This is a genomic window from Polaromonas sp. P3_A5 (assembly GCF_056403055.1).
In genome coordinates this window covers 3,108,258-3,132,240 of the sequence record NZ_JBFUGF010000001.1, presented here as the reverse complement: position 1 = coordinate 3,132,240, position 23,983 = coordinate 3,108,258, and the positions used below count along the sequence as shown (strand labels likewise).

Genomic DNA, 23,983 nt, shown 5'->3' with positions numbered 1-23,983 from the left:
ATATAAATTCCTTTAATCCTGGGGAGGAGTCTGTGGATGTTGCAGCAAAGCCCACGATTATAGCCCCCACAGTCGTTCACTGCGTGTAACTCCTTGCCCCCCCGAGGGGGCCGCCCGCCTGTGGCCCGGCAAAGCCGGTTCCACGGCTCATGCTGGTGAAGAGGGGTTTGACAGTCATTTGCTATCAAATTGGTAGCGACTTTCGCTTGTTTTATAAGGGCTTGAGGCCGATTTGATGCCTGGATTCAGCGCTTTGAGCCGATTTTTCGGCACCGTATCAAGCCAGCTTGACATTGGTTGGGCGGTGCAAGGCCGAGGCTAAACTCCACGGGTGTCCCTATTCAAATCCGCTTCTACCGTCTCCCTTCTGACCCTGGTCTCCCGAATCACCGGTTTGGTGCGGGAACTGCTGATTGCCTCGACTTTTGGCGCCAGCGCCATGACGGATGCCTTCAATGTGGCATTTCGCATTCCCAACCTGTTCCGGCGGCTGTTTGCCGAAGGGGCTTTCAGCCAGGCTTTTGTGCCGGTGCTGGCGGCCACTAAGGCCCAAAACGGCGAAGCCGAGACCAAACTGCTGATAGACCGGGTCGCCACTTTACTGGCCTGGGCGCTGCTTTTGACTTGCGTGGCCGGCGTGGCGGCAGCCCCGGTGCTGGTCTGGGCCATGGCCAGCGGCCTGAAGCAGGAGGCGCGCGGCTTCGAGGCCGCCGTGTTCATGACGCGCTGGATGTTTCCTTACATCGGCTTCATGTCGCTGGTAGCGCTGTCCTCGGGCGTGCTCAACACCTGGCGCCGGTTTGCCGTGCCGGCTGCCACGCCGGTATTGCTCAACCTTTCCATGATTCTGGCGGCCTGGTTGGGCGCTCCCTGGTTCAAGGCACACGGGATCGAGCCGGTTTACGCCCTGGGCGGCGGCGTGATGGTGGGTGGCATCCTTCAACTGGCGGTGCAGGTGCCGGCGCTGTTCCGGCTGGGGCTGCTGCCGCGCATTGGCTGGAACCCTTCTGCGATCAAGGCGGCCTGGGCCGATCCGGCCACCCAAAACATCACCCGGCTCATGGTGCCGGCCCTGCTGGGTGTCAGCGTGGCGCAAATTTCGCTTCTTATCAATACGCAGATCGCTTCGCACCTCACTCCCGGCAGCGTCAGCTGGCTCACTTATGCCGACCGCCTGATGGAGTTCCCGACCGCCATGCTGGGTGTGGCCATCGGTGTCGTGCTGATGCCGCAGCTGTCGGCTGCCAAAGCCGCCGGCGATGCGGCGCGCTATTCGGCCATGCTTGACTGGGGCCTGCGCATCGTGGTGCTGCTGGCCGTTCCCTGTGCCGTGGCCCTGATGACGTTTGCCCAGCCCCTGGTGGCCACGCTTTATCACTATGGTGCTTTTACCGACCGCGACGTGCAGCAGACCACCACGGCCTTGATGGGCTACGGCGCGGGCCTGTTGGGACTGGTGGCCATCAAGGTGCTGGCGCCCGGTTTTTATGCCAGCCAGGACATCAAGACGCCGGTGCGCATTGCGGTGGTCGTCCTGGTGGTGACACAGCTGCTCAATCTGGCGCTGGTGCCGTTTTTGCAACACGCGGGGCTGGCGCTGGCCATCGGTATTGGTGCGCTCATCAATGCGCTCTGGCTGCTGTGGGGGCTCAAGCGGCGCGGCAGCTACACGCCGGCGCCCGGTTGGGGCATGTTTTCGGCACAGGTGGTGGGTGCCAGTGCGTTGCTGGCGGTTTTCCTGCTGTGGGCGGCCGGGGCCGTGAACTGGGTCGGTCTGAAAGGCCAGTACCTGGAGAGAATAGGGCTGCTGGCGCTTGTCCTGATTGCGTCAGGCGCTATTTATTTTATAGCGTTATGGGCGTCGGGCCTGAAGGTGCGAAAACTCCTGAAACACTGAGCTGTCGCCTTTTTCAGACTCTTCAAGGGCATTCCTTGATTCCCTTTTTGCGCCGGTTTATGAGACAGTAGGGTATGCAATTAAATCTGACCGTACCGTCTCCATTGCAGTATTTCTCCAGCCTTGTGGAAAGCGACGAGCATTTCCCCCTGCTGGAGGCCGCCGTCAGCCTGGCGCAGGACGAATACCCCGACCTTGACGTGCAGCAGGTGCTGGGCGACGTAGACCAGTTGCTGGCCCGCCTCAAGCGCCGCCTGCCTGCCGACGCTCCCGCGCTGCAGCGCCTGCGGGCACTGAACCAGTTCTTCTTCCACGACCTGAACTTTGGCGGCAACGTCAATGATTACTACGATCCCGACAACAGCTACCTGAATGCCGTGCTGCGCACACGCCGCGGCATTCCCATCACGCTGGCGGTGCTATGGCTTGAGCTGGCCCTGGGCCTGGGCCTGAACGCGCGCGGCGTGGCCTTTCCCGGGCATTTCATGGTGAAGGTCAACCTGCCCAAAGGCCAGGTTGTGATTGATCCGTTCAGCGGCCAGTCGCTCAGCCGGGAAGAGTTGTCCGAGCGGCTGGAGCCTTTCCGGCAACGCAGCAGTGCCGACGAAGAATTTGAGGTGCCGATGGGCCTGTACCTGCAGTCGGCGCCGCCGCGCGAAATCATCAGCCGCATGCTGCGCAATCTCAAGGAAATCCACAAGACACAGGAAGACTGGCAGCGCCTGATTCCCGTGCAGGACCGCCTGATCGTTCTGCAGCCCGAAGCATGGACCGAATACCGCGACCGCGGTCTGGCCTGGGCCGCGCATGGCGAGCCCGAGCGTGCCATTGCCGACCTGGAAATCTATCTTGCCAACGCCGAAGACGCGCTTGACATCGACACCATGGCCGAACGGCTGACCCAGCTGCGCCAGAGCCGTCACTGAGTCGCTCTGCCATCTCCCTGGTTTTTCTGCGGCTATTTGCTATTGATTTGATAGCTGCTTACGCTTGTCAGAAGCGCGCTACGGCCACTTTCTATCAAAGAAGTTCGATCTCGCTGAGCGTGAGAAAGCAGCTTTCCCGTGTGATCGCCACAAAGTCTTCCAGCCAGGGCCGGCCTGACATGGCTTGCGTGCACGCAACATAGAGGCGTCCCGTCAGGCCCTTTTTGCCCACCGGCCTTGCGGTCACGTAACCCCGATCCAGGTAACTTTGCACGGCCCATTTGGGCAGGGCGGCGATGCCGCGGCCACTGGCCACCAGTTGCAGCATGGCAATCGTCAGCTCGGTGGTACGGCGCGCAGGCCTGACGCCGGCCGGCTCCAGCACCTGGCGCACCACGTCGAGCATTTCGTCGGGTACCGGGTAGGTGATCAGGGTTTCGTTGGCGAAGTCCCTTGCCGTGAGATGCGTTTTCGCCGTCAGCGCATGCTCATTCGCCAGCAGCGCCATGATTTCAAAGCGGAACAGCGGGTGGAAATCCACGGCTTCGCTGGCGTCTTCTTCCGAGACGATGGCGATGTCGGCGCGGTCCTGCAGCACGAGTGCAATCGGGTCGGGGTGAAAGCCCGAAACAATGTCCAGTTCCACCTCGGGCCAGCGTGAGCGAAACGAATCCATGGCCGGCATCAGCCAGTCAAAACAGGTGTGGCATTCCACAGCGATGCGCAACTGGCCTGAACGCCCTGTCGCCAGCCGCGCCACATCCCGCTCGGCTTCCTCGACTTGCGACAGCACCGCGTCGGCCAGCGCCAGCAGCCTGAGGCCCGTGGTGCTGAACTGCGGGGGTACGGACTTGCGCTCGAACAGCGGCGTGGCGTAGCGCTCTTCGAGCAGCTTGACCTGATGCGAGAGTGCCGACTGCGTGAGGTTGAGCAATTGCGCCGCGCGCACCAGGCTGCCGCTGTCGCGCAGGGCGGTCAGTGTGCGCAGGTGGCGCAGTTCAAGGATGGACGGGCTCATCAGTTATTCCCTGCAGATCGATCAGTAGATTAATCGGTGAATCAATTATTTTCATATTGAAAGGCAATATCTTTCGTTTGAATAATAGTTGAATCTGGCCGACCATGCGTTCTTCTGTGATTGATTTGCATTGGGAGATAACTGGATGGTCCACACACATACCCTGGGTTTTCCGCGCATGGGCGCGAACCGGGAACTGAAATTCGCGCTCGAAAAACACTGGCGCGGCGAGATTGACCTGGCTGCACTGGAAGCCACCGGAGCCGGCCTGCGCGAGCAGCACTGGGCCGTGCAGAAAGAAGCCGGGCTGGACTTTGTCACGGTAGGCGACTTCGCCTTTTACGATCACGTGGCCAATCACATCCAGATGCTGGGTTGCGAACCGGCGCGCTTTGGCTTCACCGGCCGGGAGTCTGCCCTCAGCCGCTACTTCTCCATGGCGCGCGGCGTGAATGCGCACAGCGACCCTACACACAGTGCCGACTGTGCGTGCGCGGATGGCAAGGCGGGCGGCGGCAGCTTCGCGCTGGAAATGACCAAATGGTTTGACACCAATTACCACTACCTGGTGCCCGAATTCAATGCAGGGACGCAATTCAGCCTTGCTTCGGAGCGCCTCTTCGATGAAGTGGCGCAGGCCCAGGGCGCCGGCCACCGGGTCAAGGCGGTGCTGCTCGGGCCACTGAGCTTTCTGCGGCTTGGCAAGGAAAAGACAGGCGGCGATGAGCCCGGCTTTGACCGCTTCAGCCTGCTCGACAAACTGCTGCCGGTTTATGTGCAGATTCTCGGGCGGCTGAAGGCGCAAGGTGTGGAGTGGGTGCAGATGGACGAGCCCATCCTGGGCCTGGATTTGCCGGAGCAGTGGCGCTACGCCTTTGAGCGCAGCTATTCACAGCTTGCCCGCAACGCACCCCAGCTGCTGCTGGCCACCTACTTTTCGCCGCTGGCCGACAACCTGAGGCTGGCTTGCCAGCTGCCGGTGGCGGGCTTGCATGTCGATGCGGTGCGTGCGCCCGAGGAACTGGTGGGGGTGGCCGACTGGCTGCCTGCGCACAAGGTGCTGTCGGTGGGCATTGTGGACGGCCGCAACATCTGGCGCACAGACCCGGACGCGGCGCTGGCAAAGCTGCGCGCGGTGACTGCCAGGCACCAGGGCGAACTCTGGATCGCGCCATCCTGCTCGCTGCTGCACGTGCCTTTCAGCCTTGCAGCCGAGAACGCGCTGGATGCGGAACTGCGCGCCTGGCTCGCCTTTGCTGTGGAGAAACTGGGCGAGCTGCGCATGTTGCGCGCGGCGTTCACGGGAGAAGAGTCTCTGGTTGCCAGGGAGCTCGCTTCAGCCCGCGCGGCTGTTGCGGCGCGCCGGCGCAGCCCCCGTGTGCACCGGGCCGACGTGGCATTGCGTCTTGCACGCAGCGTTGCAGGCGACGATTGCCGCAGCTCACCTTTTCCGGTGCGCCAGGTCCTGCAGCGCGCCCGCCTTGCGCTGCCGCCGCTGCCCACCACCACCATCGGCTCGTTCCCGCAGACGCCGGAGATCCGCGCTGCGCGCGCAGCGTTCAAACGCGGCGAACTCGGCGCGGCGGGCTACCGTGAAAAGATGGAGGCCGAGATTGCGCTGGCCGTACGCAAGCAGGAGGCACTGGGCCTTGACGTCCTGGTGCATGGGGAAGCCGAGCGCAACGACATGGTGGAGTACTTCGGCGAGCAGCTTGACGGTTTTGCCTTCACGGCCAACGGCTGGGTGCAGTCCTACGGCTCGCGCTGCGTCAAGCCGCCGGTGATCTTCGGCGATGTGGCCAGGCCTGCGCCCATGACGGTCGAATGGACGGCCCATGCGCAGAGCCTGACAAAGCTGCCGATGAAAGGCATGCTGACCGGCCCCGTCACCATCCTGCAATGGTCCTTTGTGCGCGACGACCAGCCGCGCAGCCTGACCTGCGAGCAGATCGCCTGGGCCATACGCGACGAGGTGGTGGACCTTGAGAGGGCCGGCATCGGCATCGTCCAGATCGACGAGCCGGCCATTCGCGAAGGATTGCCGCTGCGCCGTGCGAGCTGGGCCGCGTACCTGCGCACCGCCACGCGGGCTTTTCGCATCAGTGCCTCGGGTGTGCGCGACGAGACGCAAATCCACACCCACATGTGCTACGCCGAATTCAACGACATCCTGCCGGAAATCGCAGCAATGGACGCCGACGTGATCACCATCGAGACCAGCCGTTCCGACATGGAACTGCTGCGCGGCTTTGGCGCCTTCAGGTATCCCAATGAAATCGGGCCGGGCGTATATGACATCCATTCACCGCGCGTTCCCAGCGTGGACGCCATGGTGCGCTTGCTGCGAAAGGCCGCCAGCGTGATCCCGGCGGAAAACCTCTGGATCAATCCCGACTGCGGGCTGAAAACGCGGGGCTGGCCGGAAACCGAAGCGGCGCTCGGCAACATGGTGCGGGCCGCGCAAGAAGTGCGCAAGGAACTGGCGGCTTCCTGACGCGGTGCGCCCGGAGGGAGGGCGAATCAGGTGCCGCGCTTGAGGAAATGCGGAATCTGCATGCCGTCAGGAGAGTCCACATTGCGCGACATGGCCGGCGCCGTGCTGACCTGCACAGGCCGGCCGACCGCGCGTGCGGTACTTTGTGCGGACATGCGCGCGCCATGCACCAGGGATTCCTGCGCGGGCATGAGGCTGTTGGGGAGCGAGCTGCCCAGGCGCGCGGACGCGGCTTTGGCTGCGGGCGGTGGGTTGAGCAGCCGGGCACCCAGCGTTGCGGCGGTCGAGGGCAGGGGCGCGATCATCCGGACCGGGGCTTTGGCCGGCACCGTCGCGTGCCCCCTTTCGGGCGCGTCGTTGGCGGCTTGCGGCGGATACAACGTGGGGCGCAGCCACTCCAGGATCGGTTGCCACTGCTGCAGGTCTTGCGTTGCGGCGCTGGCCGGCAGGTCAAATATCGTCATTCCGCGCTCCAGGCTGCGCACATACAACTGGGTTTCGCGCAGGGCACCCAGGAAAGGCATGCCAAGGCTTTCAGACCACGCCTGCAGCGTTTTTGCGGCACTGGTGCGCCCGTCGATGCGCATGCCCACCGTGGCGAGCCGGCAGCGGCCGCTGGCCACGCGCGGCATGGCCATCAGCTCGGCGTGGCACTGCGCGGCCGATTCACGGTCAAACATCGAATTGCACACCGGCATGACGATGACATCGGCAAACATCACCACGCGCGCCAGCTCAAAGCCGTGCATGCCGCCCGGCGTGTCAAGCACCACGTGCGTGATGCCGGTGGGCACACGCAGCATGTTTTTCTGGTCGACGGCCCAGGGCGCTATGGCGGGCAACGCGGGGTCCCGGCGCTTGAGCCAGCTTCGCGCCGACTGCTGGCGGTCTACATCGCCCAGCATGACCGAGCTGCCATTGCGCGCGCACCAGGCGGCGATGTGCGCGGCCAGCGTGCTCTTGCCACTGCCTCCCTTGCGGTTGACGACTGCGATAACCGGCATGACTGCTCCAAAGACGGATCGATGGAACAGTTTGATACATAACTAACGAAAAGTCCAGTGACCCCAAGCGCCATGGGCGCACGCAGCTAGTGTTTTTGTAGCAAAACGGCCCGACCGAGGGAAGCGGACGGCCCCGGATCGTGGGGCGCGAGAGGGCGGTTGCGGCAGATTTAACCGACGGTGACGGCGGCGCCGTCACCCTTGGGCGCGATCACACCGATTTCATACACCTGCTCGCCGGCGTCACGCAGGGTTTTGGCTGTGGCTTGCGCATTGGCGGCGTCCACCACCACGACCATGCCGATGCCGTTGTTGAAGGTGCGGTTCATCTCGAAGTCGTCGATACCGGCGGTTTTTTGCAGCCAGGCAAACAGCTCGGTTTGTGGCCAGCTGCCCTTTTTGAGATGGGCGGCCGTGCCTTCGGGCAGCACGCGCGGAATGTTTTCGAGCAAGCCGCCGCCAGTGATGTGGGCCAAGGCCTTGATGGGATGCGCAGCAAGCGCGGCCAGCACGTTCTTGACGTACAGGCGGGTGGGCTCCATCAGGGCCTGCTTGAAGGGCTTGCCGTCAAGCTTTGCCGGAGCCGCAGCGCCGGCGCGTTCAATGCATTTGCGCACCAGGCTGAAACCGTTGGAATGCACGCCGCTGCTGGCCAGGCCCAGCACCACGTCGCCGGGTTTCACGTCCTTGCCGGTCAAAATTTTGGACTTTTCGACCGCGCCGACAGCAAAGCCGGCCAGGTCATATTCGCCAGACGGGTACATGCCGGGCATTTCGGCGGTCTCGCCGCCAATGAGGGCGCAGCCGCTCAGCTCACAGCCCTTGGCAATGCCGCCCACCACAGCCGCGGCCGTGTCCACATCCAGCTTGCCGCAGGCGAAGTAGTCCAGAAAAAACAGCGGCTCGGCGCCTTGCACCAGCACGTCGTTGACGCTCATGGCCACCAGGTCTATGCCCACGGTGTCGTGCATCTGCCATTCAAAGGCCAGCTTGAGTTTGGTGCCCACGCCGTCGGTGCCGCTGACCAGCACGGGCTCCTTGTAGCGCTTGGGCACCTCAAACAGGGCGCCAAAACCGCCAATACCCGCCAAAACGCCTTCCCGCATGGTCTTTTTGGCCAGCGGCTTGATGCGTTCGACCAGCGCGTCACCTGCGTCGATGTCGACGCCTGCGTCTTTGTAGCTCAGGGGGGAAGTGGAGGAGGTGGTCATGTGTCGGCTTTGATGCAGTGGGAGGGCAGGCGGTCAGAAGGCGGATTTGCAGCCCGGAAGCGGCCTGCAAGCCCGATAGAATTCAGCCTGAGATTCTAAAGGCTGCCCATCAGGCGCCTTTCGGGCCTTTCCAGGGACTTTTTCCAGGGTTCCTTCCGGCAAGCTCAACCCAAGGCTGTATGCAATTCACCACCACCCAAAAACGCGCCGCCACCTGGTGCGCCATCGCCGCGCTGGTCATCCTGGCGCTGTGGCTGCTGGGGCCGGTGCTGGCGCCCTTTGTCATTGCAGCCGTCCTGGCCTATGCATTGACGCCGCTCGTGAACCGGCTGGACGACATGGGCAAGGGCCGCCTGCCGCGCGTGGTGGCGGTGGTGCTGGTGGAGTTCCTCTTCATCGTGGCGCTGCTCGGCCTCTTTTTGCTGATTGTGCCCATCATGGCCAAGGAGCTGCCCGTGCTGCGCGAGCAAGTGCCGCTGCTGGCCGACAGGCTCAACACCAGCCTGGCGCCATGGCTGGCGCAGTTCGGCATCCATGTCGCGCTGGACGTCGGCAGCATCAAGGCCTTTGTGCTCAAGTACCTCAATGCCAATTTTGAAGACCTGTTCGGCTCGCTGATGTCGTCACTCAAGCTGGGCGGCAGCGTGGCGCTGGCCATCATCGGCAATGCCGTGCTGATTCCCGTGGCGCTGTTTTACCTGCTGATGGACTGGGATAAATTTGTTGCCCGTGTGCTTGAACTGGTGCCGCCGCACCTGCGCGCGGGTTTTGACAGCTTCACTGACGAAGCCGACTCGGTGCTGGGTCAATACCTGCGCGGCCAGCTGCTGGTCATGCTGATCATGGCGGTGTTTTATGCGGTGGGGCTGGCGCTGTTCGGTCTGGATCTGGCCCTGCCCATCGGCGTTTTCACGGGCCTGGCGATGTTCATCCCTTACCTGGGCTTTGGCCTGGGCCTGATGCTGGCGGTGCTGGCCGGCCTGCTGGAATTCGCTTCGCTCAAGGCGCTCGTCATGGTCGCCGTGGTCTACGGCATCGGGCAACTGGTGGAAAGCCTGTACCTCACGCCGCGCCTGGTGGGCGAGCGCATTGGCCTGCACCCGCTGGCGGTGATTTTTGCCTTGCTGGCTTTCGGCCAGATGTTCGGCTTTGTCGGTGTGCTGGTGGCGCTGCCGGCCAGTGCGGTGCTGCTGGTGGGCATACGCCGCATTAAAGCCAGCTATATGGCCAGCCGGCTTTACAACAAGGCCGGCTAAGGCTGAACAGGGTCAGGATGAACGCATGGCGGGCATGAAACAGATTGCGCTGGACATCGGGCTGGCTTCAGCCCCGTCGTTCGCCAATTTTTTTGGCGGGCCGAACGAAGCCGCGCTCCGGCACCTGGAGCTGTGGGCCGGCAACACGCTGCGATCGCCGGTGCCAACCTACCTCTGGGGTGAGGCCGCCAGCGGCAAAACGCATTTGCTGAAAGCCGTGCGCGAAGCGCTGCGCGAGCAGGGTGCTGCCAGCGGCTGGATGGACGCCTCCATGCTCGAGCCGCCCGAGTTCAACGAATCCTGGGCGGCCGTCATCCTGGACGACTGCCATCTCTACACCGCCGTGCAGCAGCAGGCGGCCTTCAACTGGTTTGTCAACGCGCTCAGCGCGCCCGACGGACGTCCGCGCTGGGTGCTGGCCGCCGGCCAGATGCCGCCGGCCGACCTGGCGCTGCGCGAAGACCTGCGCACCCGGCTGGGCTGGGGCCATGTGTTTGCCCTGCAGGCCTTGACCGAACCCGAGCGGCGCGCCGTGCTGCGGCGCGAGGCCGATGCGCGGGGCGTGTTTTTGAGCGACGAGGCCATGGATTTCATGCTGACCCGCTTTTCGCGCGACCTGGGCAGCCTGATGCAGCTGCTTGACCAACTGGATGCATACGCCCTGCAAACCAAACGGGCCATCACGATTCCCTTGATCAAATCGATGCTGGAGAGCGAATAAGTGACTGTGACTGCGAAATGACTGCTTCCCGCAAGATTGCTTTATTTGACCTGGATCACACGCTGATCCCTATCGATTCCGATTACGAATGGGGCGAATTCACCATTGCGCTGGGCTGGTGCGACAGCACCGAGTTCAAGCGCCGCAACAATGAATTTTTTGAGCACTACCGCGCCGGCACGCTCGACATCCACGAATACGTGCGCTTTGCCACTGAAGCCATCCGCAAGCAGGGTGCTATCAATTCAGGAGCGGGTCACGCAAGTTTCATGCGGGACGTGGTGCAAAAAGCCATCACAAAACAGGCGCTGGCGCTGGTCGATGGCCACAGGGCCGCGGGCGATGAACTGGTCATCGTCACTGCCACCAACGAGTTCGTCACGCGGCCCATCGCCGACGCTTTCGGGGTGAAAGAGCTGATCGCGGTCGAGCTGGAGCGCGACGCCGACGGCTGGGTGACCGGCGAGATCAGCGGCACGCCCTCGGCGCGCGAAGGCAAGGTCACCCGCGTGGAACAATGGCTGGCAGCCCGCCAACTCGGCTGGAGCGACGTGGAAACCACGTTCTACACCGACTCCATGAACGATATTGCCCTGCTGGAGAAGGCCACCCACCCCGTCGCGACCAACCCGGACGAGCGCCTGCGGGCGCTGGCGACAGAGCGCGGATGGCGCATACTTGACCTGTTTATCTAGTTATCCATGATCAAAAAATTTATCGACAAGCTGTTTGGCAAATCTGACAGCACGGATCCCGGCGCCAAGCGGGTCAAAAAATCACCTTTCGGCCAGCGCCAGGATGTCACCGTCAAGGAACACGGCATCGATGTCTCGCTGGTGGACGACCGCGCCATGGACGTGGTGCGCACCCTGAAAGACGCCGGTTACGAGGCCTATATCGTCGGCGGCGCGGTGCGCGACCTGCTGGTCGGCCTGCGTCCCAAGGACTTTGACGTCGCCACCGACGCCACGCCCGAGCAGGTCAAGTCGCTGTTCCGCCGCGCCTTCATCATCGGCCGACGCTTTCGCATCGTGCACGTTATTTATGGCCGAGGGCGTGAGCACGAAGTGATCGAGGTCTCGACCTTCCGCGCGCATCTCGACAGCAGCCTGGCCGAGCAGGTCGGCGGCAACGAGCGCACCAGCAAGAGCGAACTGGCCGGCATGAAGCACGCGGTCGACGCCTCAGGCCGCGTGCTGCGCGACAACGTCTGGGGCCCGATCGAGCAGGACGCCGCGCGCCGCGACTTCACCATCAACGCGATGTACTACGACCCGGAAACGCAGGTCGTGGTCGACTATCACAACGGCATCAAGGACGCCAAGAAAAAGATCATCCGCATGATCGGCAACCCGGCCGTGCGTTACCGCGAAGACCCGGTGCGCATCATCCGCGCCGTGCGTTTTGCCGCCAAGCTCAGCGCGCTGGGCTTCAAGTTTGAAGACAAGACCGTGGCCCCGCTGCGCGAGATGAAGGGCCTGCTGGCCGACGTGCCGCAGTCGCGCCTGTTTGACGAAATGCTCAAGCTGCTGCAGACCGGCCATGCGCTGGCCAGCATCGCGCAGCTCAAGTTCCTGGGCCTGGGAACCGGCATTTATCCGCTGCTCGACGTGGTGGTGGAAAACGCTGACGAACCTTTTCTGAAGCTCGCCCTGCAAGACACCGACCGACGCGTCGGCGAAGGCAAACCGGTGGCGCCCAGCTTTTTGCTGTCGTGCGTGCTGTGGTTTGATGTGCGTGAGGGCTGGGAACGGCGCAAAAAGCGCGGCGAGCACCTCATGCCCGCGCTGCAGGATGCGATTGACGATGCCTTCAACGCCAAGATCGGCGATGTCTCGGGCCGCGGCAAGCTGGGCACCGACATGCGCGAGATCTGGACCATGCAGCCACGCTTTGAAAAACGCACGGGCAGCGCACCGTATTCGTTGCTCGACCAACCGCGCTTTCGCGCCGGCTTTGACTTTTTGCGCCTCCGCGCGCAGACCGGCGAGATCGAAATGGAGCTCGCCGAGTGGTGGGAGAAATTCAGCACCGCCTACGACGACGAGCGCCACGCCATGATTGAAGAGGCGCGCCAGGCGCAGCAGAACAAACCGCAGCCGCCTCGGGTTCGCGTCAAGCGGCCTGATGGCGAGCCTGGTTTGGGCCAGACAAGCCATGCCGAACGCACCGTGCCCGATGCGGCTGATGCATCCGGCGAACAGGGCGACGTCGCACCCGCCAAAAAACGCCGCCGCCGCCGCAAGCCGGCCAACCGTGGCGGCGCAGGTGGGGCTGAAGGCGCAGGCGGCGAGGCTGCTGCTTCGCCTTCATCGGACAGCACTCCCAACGCCTGACGGCCGCATGGTTTGCGCCTACGTTGCCCTGGGCGCCAACCTCGGTGATGCTGCGGCTGCACTGCGGCAGGCCGTCCAGGCGATAGACCAACTGCCGCTCACGCAAGTTCGCCAATCTTCCAGCCTCTATAAAACGGCACCGCTGGACACCGACGCAGGCCAAGAATCTGCGGCACCCGGCAACGACTACCTCAACGCCGTCGTTGAACTGGAAACCGGCCTGACCGCACCCGACTTGCTGAGCCATCTGCAGCAAATCGAGCAGCAAGCCGGCCGCGAAAGACCGTACCGAAATGCGCCTCGCACTTTGGACCTCGACCTGCTGCTTTATGGAAGCGCTCGCATAGAGTCAGAGCACCTCACTTTGCCCCATCCGCGCATGTGGCAACGCGCCTTTGTGCTGCTGCCGCTGGCAGAAATTTGTCCCGGCCTTGTCAGCAATTCAAAACTGAAGGCCGTTGAAGGTCAGCGGATCGAGAAATTTTCGGTTCTATAAAGAAAGGTCACATGGCAGCTTTAAAACGATCGGCTCGAATCAGCATTGCAGTGCTCGTCTGCATACTTGTTTTTGGCTGCGCCAGCACAACTGTCACGCTCCAACCGTCGCCGCAGCTACCTATTTGCTCGCCTTCGGCTAACGCGCTCGTCGTCTGGGCAACTCAGTGGAGGCCCGACCAAAAAGATGTCCGGGCGCGCGAGGAAGCTGCTGCAATTGGCATCGAGGAATTCCTGGCTCAGTCTGGGTGTTTCGCTCACTCGGAGCTGCGGCGGGTTGCGGACCTGACCCAACCGACAGTGCGCTCGCAATTGGCAACCGCACCTGCTTCCTTTACGCGCTTTGTCGGCATTGAGGTTCGCGAACTGGGCCCCACGGTCAAGCTGTTATCCTCCGCTGCGTTCGTTGAGGGCGGAACAGAGGCCGTATTCCAGGTCGTGGCGTACTCGCCCGATTCAGGGACCGAACAACGCCAGTATCTGGTTCATTGGCGCAACGGTGGACCCGGTGTCATCAAAGGAGTGGCCGGCCTTCCCGTTGACATGCAAGCCGCCTTGCGCGCTGGGTTGCAGCCACCCAGCGCGCAGAAGTGATACCCAGCCTCTCGATGGCTTTGCAACGCTAGGGCGCCAGCCGTTCACGCAACCAAGCCCCATCATCCTGCAGCGTATACCGCAGCCGGTCATGCAGCCGGCTCTTGCGGCCTTGCCAGAACTGCCAGTTGTCGGGCTTCAGGCGGTAGCCGCCCCAGTGCGGCGGGCGCGGGGGCTGCAGCAAGAATTTGGCGCCGTATTTGGCCGCATTGGCCACCAGCACGCTGCGGCCGGAAATCACTTCGCTTTGCGGGCTGGCCCAGGCGCCTATGCGGGAGTCGAGCGGGCGGCTGCTGAAGTAGGCGTCGCTTTCTTCGGCGGAGACTTTTTCCACGACGCCTTCAATGCGAACCACGCGTTCAAGCTCTGTCCAGTGAAATTGCAATGCCGCATACGGGTTGCCGGCCAGTTCCTGGCCCTTGCGGCTGTCGTAGTTTGTAAACCAGGTGATGCCGTGCTCGTCGTAGCCCTTGATCAGCACGATGCGGGTAGAGGGGCGCAGGTTGCTGGCCACGGTGGCCAGTGTCATCGCGTTGGGCTCGGGCACTTCGGCGGCGATGGCTTCTTTCAGCCACTGGTCGAATTGCTGGAGCGGGTCTGCGGCTGATGCGTCTTCGTTGAGTTCGGCGCGTTCGTAGCTTTTGCGTAGGTCGGCAATGGAGAGGGTAGGCTGGCTCATGGCTCTGATTGTGCCCGCAGAGGCCATGTCCTTGCCTGCGGTAGACCTCGGTAGACCTCGGTAGACCTCGGTAGAGGGCGGGCTTGATACCGAATTAATATTCGTTTATATTCACACCCTTCCATGAAACCCAAAGACGACGAAAAGCAGCGAGCGATCGCCGAGGCCACCTTCAACCTGGTGGCCCAGACCGGCCTGAGCGGCCTGACCATGGCCGACATTGCCCGCACGGCCGGCATCGCCACCAGCACGCTGTACGTCTATTACCCGTCCAAGGACGAGCTGATCAGCCAGCTCTATGAAGAAGCCAAAACCGCCACCATGCAGCGCCTGATGGATGGTGTCATACCCGGGACTCCATTGCGCAGCCGTGTGCGCCGACTCTGGGGCAACCTGCTGCGGCACCGGCTGGAGCGTTATGCCGAGGTCGTGTTCCAGGAGCAGTATTACAACTCTCCCTGGTTCACGCAGGGCAACCGCGAGTTGTCGACCCGACTGGCGGCGAGCTTCTTTGCATTGATCGAGGAGGGCCAGAAGCAGGAGATTTTCAAGCCTGTGCCCTTGCCGTTGTTAACGGCCACCCTGGTGGGCTCGGTGCGGGAAACTGCCAACCTGATACGCACCCAGGTGCTGCCCGACGACGAGGCGGTGCACCAGGCGGCTTTTACCCTGTGTTGGGACGCCATCAAGGCCTGAATCTTTGAAACGCCTCTGAAAGGCAATACCCCTCATTTCTGCATGCCCAAGTTTTTACGGATAAAACCCTGATTTAAGCGAATATAAATTCGACAAGTAGCCTCCCTTTTTTTCTCACTTTTTTTCTCCCTTTTGATTTCCCACTAACAAAAACCGCAAGGAGTTCCACGATGCCCACCCTCAACATCAACGGCAAGGACGTATCCGTCAACGCCGACCAATCCACCCCTATTCTCTGGGCCCTGCGTGACACGCTGGGCATGACAGGTACGAAGTTCGGCTGCGGTGCGGCGCTGTGCGGCGCGTGTACCGTGCATCTCAACGGCGCGGCCATACGCTCGTGCATCACGCCGATTTCTGCCGCTGCCGGACAGAAGATCACCACCATCGAAGCGGTGGCCACCGACCGCGTCGGCAAAGCCGTGCAGGACGCCTGGGTCAAGCATGACGTGGCGCAGTGCGGCTATTGCCAGAGCGGCCAGGTGATGAGCGCCACCGCCTTGCTCAAGTCCAACGCCAAACCGAGCGATGCCGACATCGACGGCGCCATGGCCGGCAATATCTGCCGCTGCGGCACCTATGTGCGCATTCGCGCTGCCATCAAAGACGCCGCCCAGGCACTGGCTTAACTGGTTTAAAGAAGGAGAACACCATGTATTCCAACGCCACAGACACCTTCGACATCGCCGCTCAACTGCCAAAAGGCCTTCAAGCCCTTATGCATAAAGCGCAAGCAGCTACCAAAACCATAGCAGATGCTGAACTGCCTCGCCGCAGTTTCCTCAAGGTTGCAACCGCCGGTGGCTTTGCACTCGGCGCTTTTCCGATGCTGACGCAAGCGCAAACCATGGCCACGGCGGGTGCGCCGGCGGCATCCAGCCTCAAGCCGACCCAGCAGCCCTCGGCCTTTGTGCGTATCGACAAGGACGGTACGGTGACCGTCACCATCAACCGGCTCGACTTCGGGCAGGGCGTTCAGACCGGCTTGCCGATGATCCTGGCGGAAGAGCTGGATGCTGACTGGGCTTTGGTCAAAAGCCAGCACGGCAATGCCGACCCGGCTTATGTGGATCCGGCTTTCGGCATGCACCTCACGGGCGGCTCGGGCTCGATCAAAAACTCCTACACGCAGTACCGCGAGCTGGGCGCGCGCACCCGCGCCATGCTGGTCTCGGCCGCCGCGCAGCAATGGGGGGTTGATGCAAGCAGCCTGCGCACGCAGCAAGGCGTGGTGATTGGCCCCGGCGGCAAGCGCCTGACGTACGGTGAGCTGGCCGAAGCGGCCATGAAGCTGCCGGTGCCGGAGGCCGTCACGCTCAAGGATCCGAAACAGTTCCGCATCATCGGCAAGCCCACGGGCCGGCTCGATGCCCGTGCCAAATCCACCGGCGGCCAAAGCTACGGCATCGACGTGCGCCTGCCCGGCATGCTGACAGCCGTGGTGGCGCATCCGCCGGTGTTTGCCGGCAAGCTCAAGTCGCTGGACGACACCGCGGCCAAAGCCGTTCCCGGCGTGAAGGCCGTGCTGCGCGTGCCGCTGGACCGCGGCGGCGAGGGCGTGGCGGTGGTGGCCGAGGGCTACTGGGCCGCCAAGCAGGGCCGCGACGCGCTCAAGGTCGAGTGGGACACCAGCGGCGTCGAGAAGGTCGACAGCGTGCAGCAACTGGCCAGCTACCGCGCGCTGGCGCAGAAAACCGGCGCACTCAAATACAAGGACGACATCAGCAAGCTGGCGTCAGCACCCAGGAAGATCAGCGCCGAGTTTGTCTTTCCTTACCTGGCTCACGCACCCATGGAGCCGCTCAATTGCACGGTGCAGCTGAGCGGGCAGGGCGCGGACGCGAAAGCCGAACTCTGGCTGGGCACGCAGATGCCGGGGCTGGACGCGCTGGCCGCCTCCAAGGCGCTGGGCGTGGCGCCGCAAAACGTCAAGATGAACGTGCAGATGGCCGGCGGCGGCTTTGGCCGGCGCGCGATTGCCACCAGTGATTACGTGGTGGAAGCCTGCAATGTCGCCAGGGCCGCACGTGGCGCCGGGCTGACGGCCGCGGTGCGCACACTGTGGAGCCGCGAGGACGACATCAAGGGTGGCTACTACCGTCCCATGCATGTGCACCGCGCCGAGATCGGCTTTAACGACAAAGGCGAGATCCTGGGTTGGGACCACGTCATCGTCGGCCAGTCCATCGTCGGCGGGACGCCGTTTGAAGGTTTTATGGTCAAGGATGGTGTGGACGGCACCATGGTTGAAGGCATGAAGGAGCCTTACGATATCCCGATGCGGCTGTCCGTACATCACCCCAAACTCAATGTGCCGGTGCTCTGGTGGCGCAGCGTGGGTTCTACCCACACGGCGTACGTCATGGAAACGTTGATTGACGAAGTCGCGCGCAGCAGCGGGCAAGACCCTGTGGCCTGGCGCATGAAGCAGTTTGGCAGCAAGCACCCGCGCCACGCGGCCGCGCTGCAGCTGGCGGTCGACAAATCCGGTTACGGCAAACGCACTTTGCCCGCCGGGCGCGCCTGGGGCGTGGCGGTGCATGAGTCGTTCAACACCGTGGTGGCTTATGTGGTCGAGGCATCCGTCAAGGACAACACGCCGGTGCTGCACGGCATCACTGCAGGCGTGCATTGCAACCTCGCCATCAACCCGACCAGCATTGAAGCGCAGGTACAGGGCGCGGCGCTGATGGGTTTGTCGATGTGCCTGCCGGGTGCGGCCATCACGCTCAAGGACGGTGTGGTCGAGCAAAGCAACTTCGGCGACTTTCCCGTGCCGCGTATCACCGACATGCCGACGGTTGCCGTCTTCATCGTGCCTAGCGCCGATGCGCCCACGGGTCTGGGCGAGCCCGGCCTGCCGCCGTTGGCCCCCGCCTTTGCCAATGCGATCGCCAAGCTCACAGGCAAGCCGGCGCCGCGCGAGCTGCCCTTCAAGCTGGCGTGATGGCAGGCGGCAAGCCCACGGTGCTGGTGCTGGCCTCAGGCCGGGGTGAGCGCTTTGCCGCGTCGGGTGGCGGCACGCACAAGCTGCAGGCGCTGCTGGCCGGCAAGCCGGTGCTGCAGCACACGCTGGACGCCGTGGCTGCCAGCGGCTTGCCCTGGCACCTGGAAGATGCCGGCCACCCTGGCATGGGCGACTGCATCGCGGCCGCCGTGCGGGCCACGCCCGAAGCTGCGGGCTGGTTGATTTTGCCGGGTGATTTGCCGATGGTGCAGGCCGCCACGCTGCAGGCAGTGGCCGACGCGCTGGCGCAGCACGCGGTGGTGGTGCCGGTGTTCAGGGGCACGCGCGGCCACCCGGTCGGGTTTTCGGCCGCGTGCCGCGATGCCTTGCTGGATTTAAAGGGGAATCAGGGTGCTGCGCCCGTTGTACGGGCGCAAGCAGCTATCAATTCTGTAGCATTCATTGACGTGACCGATGAAGGCACAGTCACCGACATCGACACGCTGGACGACCTGCGGCGTGCTGAGGAACGACTCTCCACGCGCTGATTGCGAAGTAAACGCCAGCCCGAGAGACGGCGAACCACCGTGGCGGGCTCATCCAAGCCGGGGCCGCGGAACCGGCTTCGCCGGGCCGCAGGCGCAGCGCCCCCTCGGGGGGCAGAGAGCTACGCGAAGCGAGCGAACGTGGGGGCTAGCTTCTAATCACCGCGCAAGCCAGCCTTGGCCCGGAATTGCCGGTGGGCTGGGTCTTGTAGTCGTCGGGGTCGCGGTGAACGATCAAGCCCTTGCCCACAATATCGGTTGTGCCGCTGCCGACCGAAAGGGTCTTTGATTCAAAGCTGAATTTCGCGACGCCGCTGGCATCGGCTTTCAGGCTGGGCAGGTCGCCGGTGTGGTGGGCCATGTCGGCATGGCTACCATGCTGCTGGCCGGTGGGGTTGAAGTGCCCGCCTGCGCTCATGCCGTCACCGCTGGAGCAATCGCCTTTTTCATGCACATGAAAGCCGTGCTCGGCATTGGGCTTGAGGCCGCGTATCTCGCCTGAGACCAGCACCTTGTCGCCGCTCTGCACGAAGCTGACGGTGCCGGAGGCGGTATTGCCGGTGGTGCTTTGCAGCTGGGCCACGGCGCGCGGGCCGCTCATGGATGAGGCGCAGGCGGCCAGTACAAAGGCGGCGACAAGGGCGGTGGCGAGTGGTGCCAGGTGGTATTTCATGATGCAGGTCTCCTGATGGTTGATTCAGTGGCTGACTGTAGGGCGCCTTGTCCCTGCTGACAAGGCCGGGGCCTCCGCTGTCTGGGCCTATTTGGCCAGCTCCAGCAGCTTCCCCAGCGCGTGGTCGTGAATTCCCAGGGTTTTAAGTTTGTCGTAGGTGAGTTGCGCATATTCGCGCGTGGTGCCGTAGCGCCCGCACGAGTCCGAAAAGATCTGCCGGTAAACGTCTTCGCTGAGCACGCCCGTATGGTTGGGGCTGCGCTTGGACAAGGTGAAGGCCAGCGCCCGCACATTGCCCTCTGCAGTCTGGCAGCGCAGCCACTTGGGGTCGTACACGCCATTGGGCATTTCGCGTTCCCACAGCGCGGGCAGGGCGCCGGCAACCTGCGCCTGCGGTATCCGAAACACCATCCCCTTGCAGCTGCCGCCATGCAGCAGGCCGAACACCAGGCCCGGGCATTCCGGCGTGCCGCGGTTCAGGCGGCTCCACATCTTCAGGGCGCGGTGGTAGCCGTGGATGGTCGCAAAACGCTCCTCGGCATGTTCAAACTCCGGGCGCCAGATGAGCGAGGCATAGGCGAAGATCCAGAGATCGCTTTGGCCGCCCCATTCGCGGATGACGGTCTCAAGCATGTGGTCCGGGTTGCGGGAAACGCTGATGCCGGGGCTGGCGGCTTGTTGGGCTGAATTTTCCACAGCCGCACTTTACAATGCGCTGAGTTTTTGTGACGGATTTAGTGACGGGAGTGGGCAATGTTTTCTCAGGACGATGAGGGCCAGCAAGGCTTGGTGTTGGCGGTCGTTCTCGGCCTCGTGGCTTTCGTGATCGCGCTGGTGGTGGGGCTTTGCATGCATCGGGTCGGCCGGGCGCCTTCCGCCGCTGTTGCCCCTGCCCAAATATCCCTGCCCGTGCCAGAGGTGGCGCCGACGCCTGCCGAGCCAGCCAGCACCGTGGACCATGCCGCGAACATTGCCGGCCGGGCTTCGCAGGCTGCAGCCGACGCCGCCAGCGTGAAGGTGGAGCAAGGCGCGGTGCGGTTTTATTTTGCCTCGGGCGATGCAGACCTTGCGGACGGTGCGGGTGCTGCCCTGGGTGAAGTGGTCAAGGCCGCCAAGGCTGGCCGCACGCTGGTGATCACCGGTTTTCACGATGCCACAGGGGACGCCCAGAAAAATGCAGCGCTTGCCCGGCAGCGGGCCCTTGCCGTGCGCGAGGCACTGAAGCAGGCCGGTGTTTCCGATCGCCAGATTGTGCTGAAAAAACCCGAGCAGCTTGTAGGCGGCGGCAGCGACGCCGAAGCGCGGCGTGTGGAAATTACCCTCCAGTAAAGCCGCACTCACGGGTTGTTTCAGAACTTTGCAGAGCAGCTTTTGGGCTGCGTTTCGTAACCACGTAGTAACCATGTGGCGGTAAACAGGCCGGTAACCCGTTACCATAGAGTCAGTAATAAAGTTACATACCCAGTGACTTGACCATGACCGGAGTTACAACATGGCCCTTCACCCCGCAGTTTTAAAAATCACCGCCCGCATCGCAGAGCGCAGCCTTCCCACGCGCAACGCCTACCTTGCACACCTGCGCGCTGCCGCCACCCGCGAACCCGGCCTGGACCGTATGGGTTGCGCCAATGTGGCGCATGCCTTTGCCGGCATGCCGCTGGACGACCGCTTCAAGGTGGTGGCCGAGCGCAAGCCCAACATTGGCATCGTCACTGCCTACAACGACATGTTGTCGGCGCATACCCCGCTGCAGGCCTACCCGGCCTTCATCAAGGACGAAGCCCGCAAGCTGGGCGCTACGGCGCAGGTGGCCGGTGGCGTGCCCGCGATGTGCGACGGCGTGACGCAAGGCACCAGCGGCATGGAGCTCAGCCTTTTCAGCCGCGACGTGATTGCCATGAGTACGGCCGTTGCGCTGTCGCACGACATGTTCGACGCGGCGCTGATGCTGGGTGTATGCGACAAGATCGTGCCGGGCCTCTTGATAGGCGCGCTGCAGTTCGGGCATCTGCCTACGGTGTTTGTGCCGGCCGGGCCCATGACATCGGGCATTCCCAACAAGGAAAAAGCCCACGTGCGTGAGCAGGCCGCGCAAGGCCTGGTCGGCCGTGACGCCCTGCTTGATTCCGAGTTCAAGTCCTATCACAGCCCCGGCACCTGCACCTTCTACGGCACCGCCAACAGCAACCAGCTGCTGCTTGAAGCCATGGGCCTGCACGTGCCGGGCACTGCGTTTGTGAACCCCGGCAACGCACTGCGTGAGGAGCTCACGCGCGAGGCGGCACGCACCGTGCTGGGCATCGTCAAGGCGAAGCGCTTTGCGCCCATCGGCCAGATCGTCGATGAAAAAGCCATCGTCAATGCCATGGTCGCGCTGCTCGCCACTGGCGGCTCCACCAATCACCTGATCCATTGGGTAGCCGTCGCGCATTCGGCCGGCATTGTGATCGACTGGAATGATTTTTCCGACCTCTCCGATGTGGTGCCGACGCTGGCCCACGTCTACCCCAACGGCAGCGCCGACGTGAACCAGTTCCAGGCCGCAGGCGGCCCCGGCTTCATCATTCGCGAATTGCTGGACGCGGGCTTCATGCATGAAGACGTGCTCACGGTGCGTGAAGGCGGCATCCGCGAATACACACGCGAACCGGCGCTGGCCGGCGCGGCGCTTGCCTGGCACGACGTGGGCGCTTCCAAAGACGAAACCATCGTGCGCACACCTGCCAAACCATTCAGCGCCACGGGCGGCCTCAAGCTGTTGCAAGGCAACCTGGGCCGCAGCGTGATCAAGGTGTCGGCTGTGCCTGACGACCGGCATGTGATTGAAGCGCCTGCGCGGGTGTTTGATTCGCAGGAAGCCTTGCACATCGCGTTCAGCGCCGGAGAACTCAACCGCGACGTGGTGTGTGTGGTGCGCTGGCAAGGCCCACAAGCCAACGGCATGCCCGAGCTGCACAAACTGACGCCGCCGCTGGCCGTGCTGCAGGGCAAGGGATTCAAGGTCGCGCTGGTCACCGACGGCCGCATGAGCGGCGCTTCGGGCAAGGTGCCGGCCGCCATCCATGTGTCGCCCGAGGCCGCTGCCGGCGGCCCGCTGGCCAAGGTGCGCGACGGTGATGTAATTCGTGTGGACGCCATCACCGGCGAATTGAAGGTACTGGTGAACGATGCAGAATGGACCGCCAGGCCGGTCGACACCATGCCTGCCGATTTGCGCGCGGCCAACGGCATCGGCATGGGACGAGAGTTGTTTGCCGGTATGCGCCGTCACGCGCTGACGGCTGAAGAAGGAGCTTTATCGTGGATATAAACCTGAACGTCAGCGGAAAACTGACCCCCCTGCAGATCATGCAGGATGCCCCAGTGATACCCGTGATTGTGCTGACCGACGTGAGCCAGGCGGTGCCGCTGGCACGTGCGCTGGTGGCGGGCGGCATCCGCATGCTCGAAGTCACCCTGCGCACGCCGCAAGCGCTGGCCTGCATTGAGGCCATTGCGCGCGATGTGCCCGAAGCCGTGGTGGGGGCGGGCACTGTGCGTAGTGCCGCCGACGCCCAGGCCTGCGCCATGGCCGGTGCACGCTTTGCGGTAAGCCCCGGTTACACCCATGCGATGGGGCAGGCCTGCAGGGATGCGGGCCTGCCGCTGCTGCCAGGGGTGGCCACCGGCAGCGAGATCATGATGGCGCAGGAAGACGGCCTGACAGAACTCAAATTTTTCCCGGCCATGCAGGCGGGCGGCCCGGCCATGCTGAAGGCCTGGAACGGCCCCTTTGGCGATGTGCGGTTTTGCCCGACGGGCGGCGTCACGGTGGCCAATGCGCCTGAGTTTCTGGCGCTGCCCAATGTGGTGTGTGTAGGCGGGTCCTGGTTGACCCCTGCGGACACGCTGGCTCGCGGCAACTGGTCACACGTCACTGCACTGGCTTTTCAGGCCTGCCAGCTGGCACGCAATGCTGCCTGAGCCTGGCAGCCTGCCCGCTATTTATGAGGAAAATAGCGCTCCCAGCCTTTCTGGATGAGCGCAAGCAGCTATTAAAAGAATAGCAGTGAAGCGCAATGAACTAACGCAGGCCAGCGCCCGCAGCACTTTCATCACGCTGGATCAGCTCAATCTTGTAGCCGTCCGGGTCCGTCACAAAGGCAATCACCGTGGTGCCGCCCTTGACCGGGCCGGCCTCGCGCGTGACGTTGCCGCCCGCCGTCTTGATCTTCTCGCAGGCCGCATAGGCGTCTGGCACGCCCAGCGCGATATGGCCAAAAGCCGTGCCCATGTCGTAGCTTTCGGTGCCCCAGTTGTAGGTCAGCTCGATTTCGGCCTGCGCCGGGTTGCCTTCATAGCCGACAAAGGCCAGGCTGTATTTGTACTCGGGATTTTCCGAGGTGCGCAGCAGCTTCATGCCAAGAACCTGCGTGTAGAAGTCGATGGAGCGTTGGAGACTGCCAACGCGCAGCATGGTGTGTAGGAGTCGCATGGTGATGAAGGTGGGAA

General features: G+C 63.2%; 23 protein-coding genes. 16 read left to right on the top strand and 7 right to left on the bottom strand.

Annotated features, from left to right (window positions below):
- The first annotated feature begins 331 nt into the window (after positions 1 to 331).
- On the top strand, positions 332 to 1,897 hold the full coding sequence (gene murJ, locus AC1DU8_RS15070) for a murein biosynthesis integral membrane protein MurJ (RefSeq protein ID WP_457279302.1): 1,566 nt from the start codon (positions 332 to 334) through the stop codon (positions 1,895 to 1,897).
- A 74-nt stretch (positions 1,898 to 1,971) separates the two neighbouring features.
- The gene (locus AC1DU8_RS15065; protein WP_457279301.1) at positions 1,972 to 2,823 is read left to right on the top strand and encodes a SirB1 family protein; all 852 of its coding nucleotides are present in this window, start codon (positions 1,972 to 1,974) and stop codon (positions 2,821 to 2,823) included.
- 94 nt (positions 2,824 to 2,917) lie between these two features.
- On the opposite strand, the gene AC1DU8_RS15060 is transcribed toward AC1DU8_RS15065, so the two are convergent.
- Positions 2,918 to 3,841, bottom strand: a complete 924-nt coding sequence (locus AC1DU8_RS15060) for a LysR family transcriptional regulator (RefSeq protein WP_457279300.1) — start codon at positions 3,839 to 3,841, stop codon at positions 2,918 to 2,920.
- Between the two features lie 145 nt (positions 3,842 to 3,986).
- On the opposite strand from AC1DU8_RS15060, the gene metE reads away from it, so the two are divergent.
- Positions 3,987 to 6,335, top strand: a complete 2,349-nt coding sequence (gene metE / locus AC1DU8_RS15055) for a 5-methyltetrahydropteroyltriglutamate--homocysteine S-methyltransferase (protein ID WP_477726934.1) — start codon at positions 3,987 to 3,989, stop codon at positions 6,333 to 6,335.
- 26 nt (positions 6,336 to 6,361) lie between these two features.
- Here the strand turns inward: metE and AC1DU8_RS15050 are convergent, their stop codons facing one another.
- Both AC1DU8_RS15050 and purM read right to left on the bottom strand, forming a co-directional pair.
- Positions 6,362 to 7,339, bottom strand: a complete 978-nt coding sequence (locus AC1DU8_RS15050; protein WP_457279298.1) for a division plane positioning ATPase MipZ — start codon at positions 7,337 to 7,339, stop codon at positions 6,362 to 6,364.
- Between the two features lie 170 nt (positions 7,340 to 7,509).
- The gene (gene purM, locus AC1DU8_RS15045; RefSeq protein WP_457279297.1) at positions 7,510 to 8,550 is read right to left on the bottom strand and encodes a phosphoribosylformylglycinamidine cyclo-ligase; all 1,041 of its coding nucleotides are present in this window, start codon (positions 8,548 to 8,550) and stop codon (positions 7,510 to 7,512) included.
- A gap of 179 nt (positions 8,551 to 8,729) precedes the next feature.
- Between purM and AC1DU8_RS15040 the strand changes: the two genes are divergently transcribed.
- Genes AC1DU8_RS15040 through AC1DU8_RS15015 form a run of 6 tightly spaced genes read left to right on the top strand, consistent with a single transcriptional unit; the run spans position 8,730 to position 13,952 of the window.
- Positions 8,730 to 9,806 (top strand): AI-2E family transporter, encoded by a 1,077-nt coding sequence (locus tag AC1DU8_RS15040; RefSeq protein ID WP_477666279.1) that lies wholly within the window; start codon positions 8,730 to 8,732, stop codon positions 9,804 to 9,806.
- 34 nt (positions 9,807 to 9,840) lie between these two features.
- The gene (gene hda, locus AC1DU8_RS15035) at positions 9,841 to 10,527 is read left to right on the top strand and encodes a DnaA regulatory inactivator Hda (protein ID WP_457279795.1); all 687 of its coding nucleotides are present in this window, start codon (positions 9,841 to 9,843) and stop codon (positions 10,525 to 10,527) included.
- 17 nt (positions 10,528 to 10,544) lie between these two features.
- Complete coding sequence (locus AC1DU8_RS15030) at positions 10,545 to 11,222, top strand: HAD family hydrolase (protein WP_477666280.1); 678 nt, start codon at positions 10,545 to 10,547, stop codon at positions 11,220 to 11,222.
- 6 nt (positions 11,223 to 11,228) lie between these two features.
- Positions 11,229 to 12,863: a polynucleotide adenylyltransferase PcnB gene (gene pcnB / locus AC1DU8_RS15025; RefSeq protein WP_477726933.1), complete on the top strand. Its 1,635-nt coding sequence runs from the start codon at positions 11,229 to 11,231 to the stop codon at positions 12,861 to 12,863.
- Between the two features lie 7 nt (positions 12,864 to 12,870).
- Entirely contained in the window at positions 12,871 to 13,359 is a 489-nt protein-coding gene (gene folK / locus AC1DU8_RS15020) for a 2-amino-4-hydroxy-6-hydroxymethyldihydropteridine diphosphokinase (protein WP_477726932.1), read from the top strand.
- Positions 13,360 to 13,370: 11 nt separating this feature from the next.
- The gene (locus AC1DU8_RS15015) at positions 13,371 to 13,952 is read left to right on the top strand and encodes a hypothetical protein (protein WP_477726931.1); all 582 of its coding nucleotides are present in this window, start codon (positions 13,371 to 13,373) and stop codon (positions 13,950 to 13,952) included.
- Positions 13,953 to 13,980: 28 nt separating this feature from the next.
- On the opposite strand, the gene pdxH is transcribed toward AC1DU8_RS15015, so the two are convergent.
- The gene (pdxH, locus tag AC1DU8_RS15010; protein WP_477726930.1) at positions 13,981 to 14,631 is read right to left on the bottom strand and encodes a pyridoxamine 5'-phosphate oxidase; all 651 of its coding nucleotides are present in this window, start codon (positions 14,629 to 14,631) and stop codon (positions 13,981 to 13,983) included.
- 123 nt (positions 14,632 to 14,754) lie between these two features.
- On the opposite strand from pdxH, the gene AC1DU8_RS15005 reads away from it, so the two are divergent.
- From AC1DU8_RS15005 to AC1DU8_RS14990, 4 genes are all read left to right on the top strand, one after another.
- A complete protein-coding gene (locus AC1DU8_RS15005) occupies positions 14,755 to 15,327 on the top strand; it encodes a TetR/AcrR family transcriptional regulator (protein ID WP_457279290.1) in 573 nt (190 codons plus the stop codon).
- 170 nt (positions 15,328 to 15,497) lie between these two features.
- On the top strand, positions 15,498 to 15,956 hold the full coding sequence (locus AC1DU8_RS15000; RefSeq protein ID WP_457279289.1) for a (2Fe-2S)-binding protein: 459 nt from the start codon (positions 15,498 to 15,500) through the stop codon (positions 15,954 to 15,956).
- A gap of 23 nt (positions 15,957 to 15,979) precedes the next feature.
- Positions 15,980 to 18,274: a xanthine dehydrogenase family protein molybdopterin-binding subunit gene (locus tag AC1DU8_RS14995; RefSeq protein WP_457279288.1), complete on the top strand. Its 2,295-nt coding sequence runs from the start codon at positions 15,980 to 15,982 to the stop codon at positions 18,272 to 18,274.
- Positions 18,274 to 18,822 carry a nucleotidyltransferase family protein gene (locus AC1DU8_RS14990; RefSeq protein WP_477726929.1) on the top strand — a complete coding sequence of 183 codons (549 nt, stop codon included), beginning with the start codon at positions 18,274 to 18,276 and terminating at the stop codon, positions 18,820 to 18,822. The genes AC1DU8_RS14995 and AC1DU8_RS14990 overlap by 1 nt, the downstream gene beginning before the upstream one ends.
- A 145-nt stretch (positions 18,823 to 18,967) precedes the next feature.
- Here AC1DU8_RS14990 and AC1DU8_RS14985 read toward each other — a convergent pair whose 3' ends face one another.
- Complete coding sequence (locus AC1DU8_RS14985) at positions 18,968 to 19,492, bottom strand: superoxide dismutase family protein (RefSeq protein ID WP_457279286.1); 525 nt, start codon at positions 19,490 to 19,492, stop codon at positions 18,968 to 18,970.
- An 87-nt stretch (positions 19,493 to 19,579) separates the two neighbouring features.
- A complete protein-coding gene (locus AC1DU8_RS14980) occupies positions 19,580 to 20,125 on the bottom strand; it encodes a gamma-glutamylcyclotransferase (RefSeq protein ID WP_457279794.1) in 546 nt (181 codons plus the stop codon).
- Positions 20,126 to 20,245: 120 nt separating this feature from the next.
- On the opposite strand from AC1DU8_RS14980, the gene AC1DU8_RS14975 reads away from it, so the two are divergent.
- From AC1DU8_RS14975 to eda, 3 genes are all read left to right on the top strand, one after another.
- Positions 20,246 to 20,821, top strand: a complete 576-nt coding sequence (locus AC1DU8_RS14975) for an OmpA family protein (RefSeq protein WP_477726928.1) — start codon at positions 20,246 to 20,248, stop codon at positions 20,819 to 20,821.
- 163 nt (positions 20,822 to 20,984) lie between these two features.
- Positions 20,985 to 22,802 (top strand): phosphogluconate dehydratase, encoded by a 1,818-nt coding sequence (gene edd, locus AC1DU8_RS14970; protein ID WP_477726927.1) that lies wholly within the window; start codon positions 20,985 to 20,987, stop codon positions 22,800 to 22,802.
- 38 nt (positions 22,803 to 22,840) lie between these two features.
- A complete protein-coding gene (gene eda, locus AC1DU8_RS14965) occupies positions 22,841 to 23,455 on the top strand; it encodes a bifunctional 4-hydroxy-2-oxoglutarate aldolase/2-dehydro-3-deoxy-phosphogluconate aldolase (RefSeq protein WP_457279793.1) in 615 nt (204 codons plus the stop codon).
- A gap of 100 nt (positions 23,456 to 23,555) precedes the next feature.
- Here the strand turns inward: eda and gloA are convergent, their stop codons facing one another.
- Positions 23,556 to 23,966, bottom strand: coding sequence for a lactoylglutathione lyase (gene gloA / locus AC1DU8_RS14960; protein ID WP_457279283.1), 411 nt, complete (start codon positions 23,964 to 23,966; stop codon positions 23,556 to 23,558).
- Positions 23,967 to 23,983: the final 17 nt, after the last annotated feature.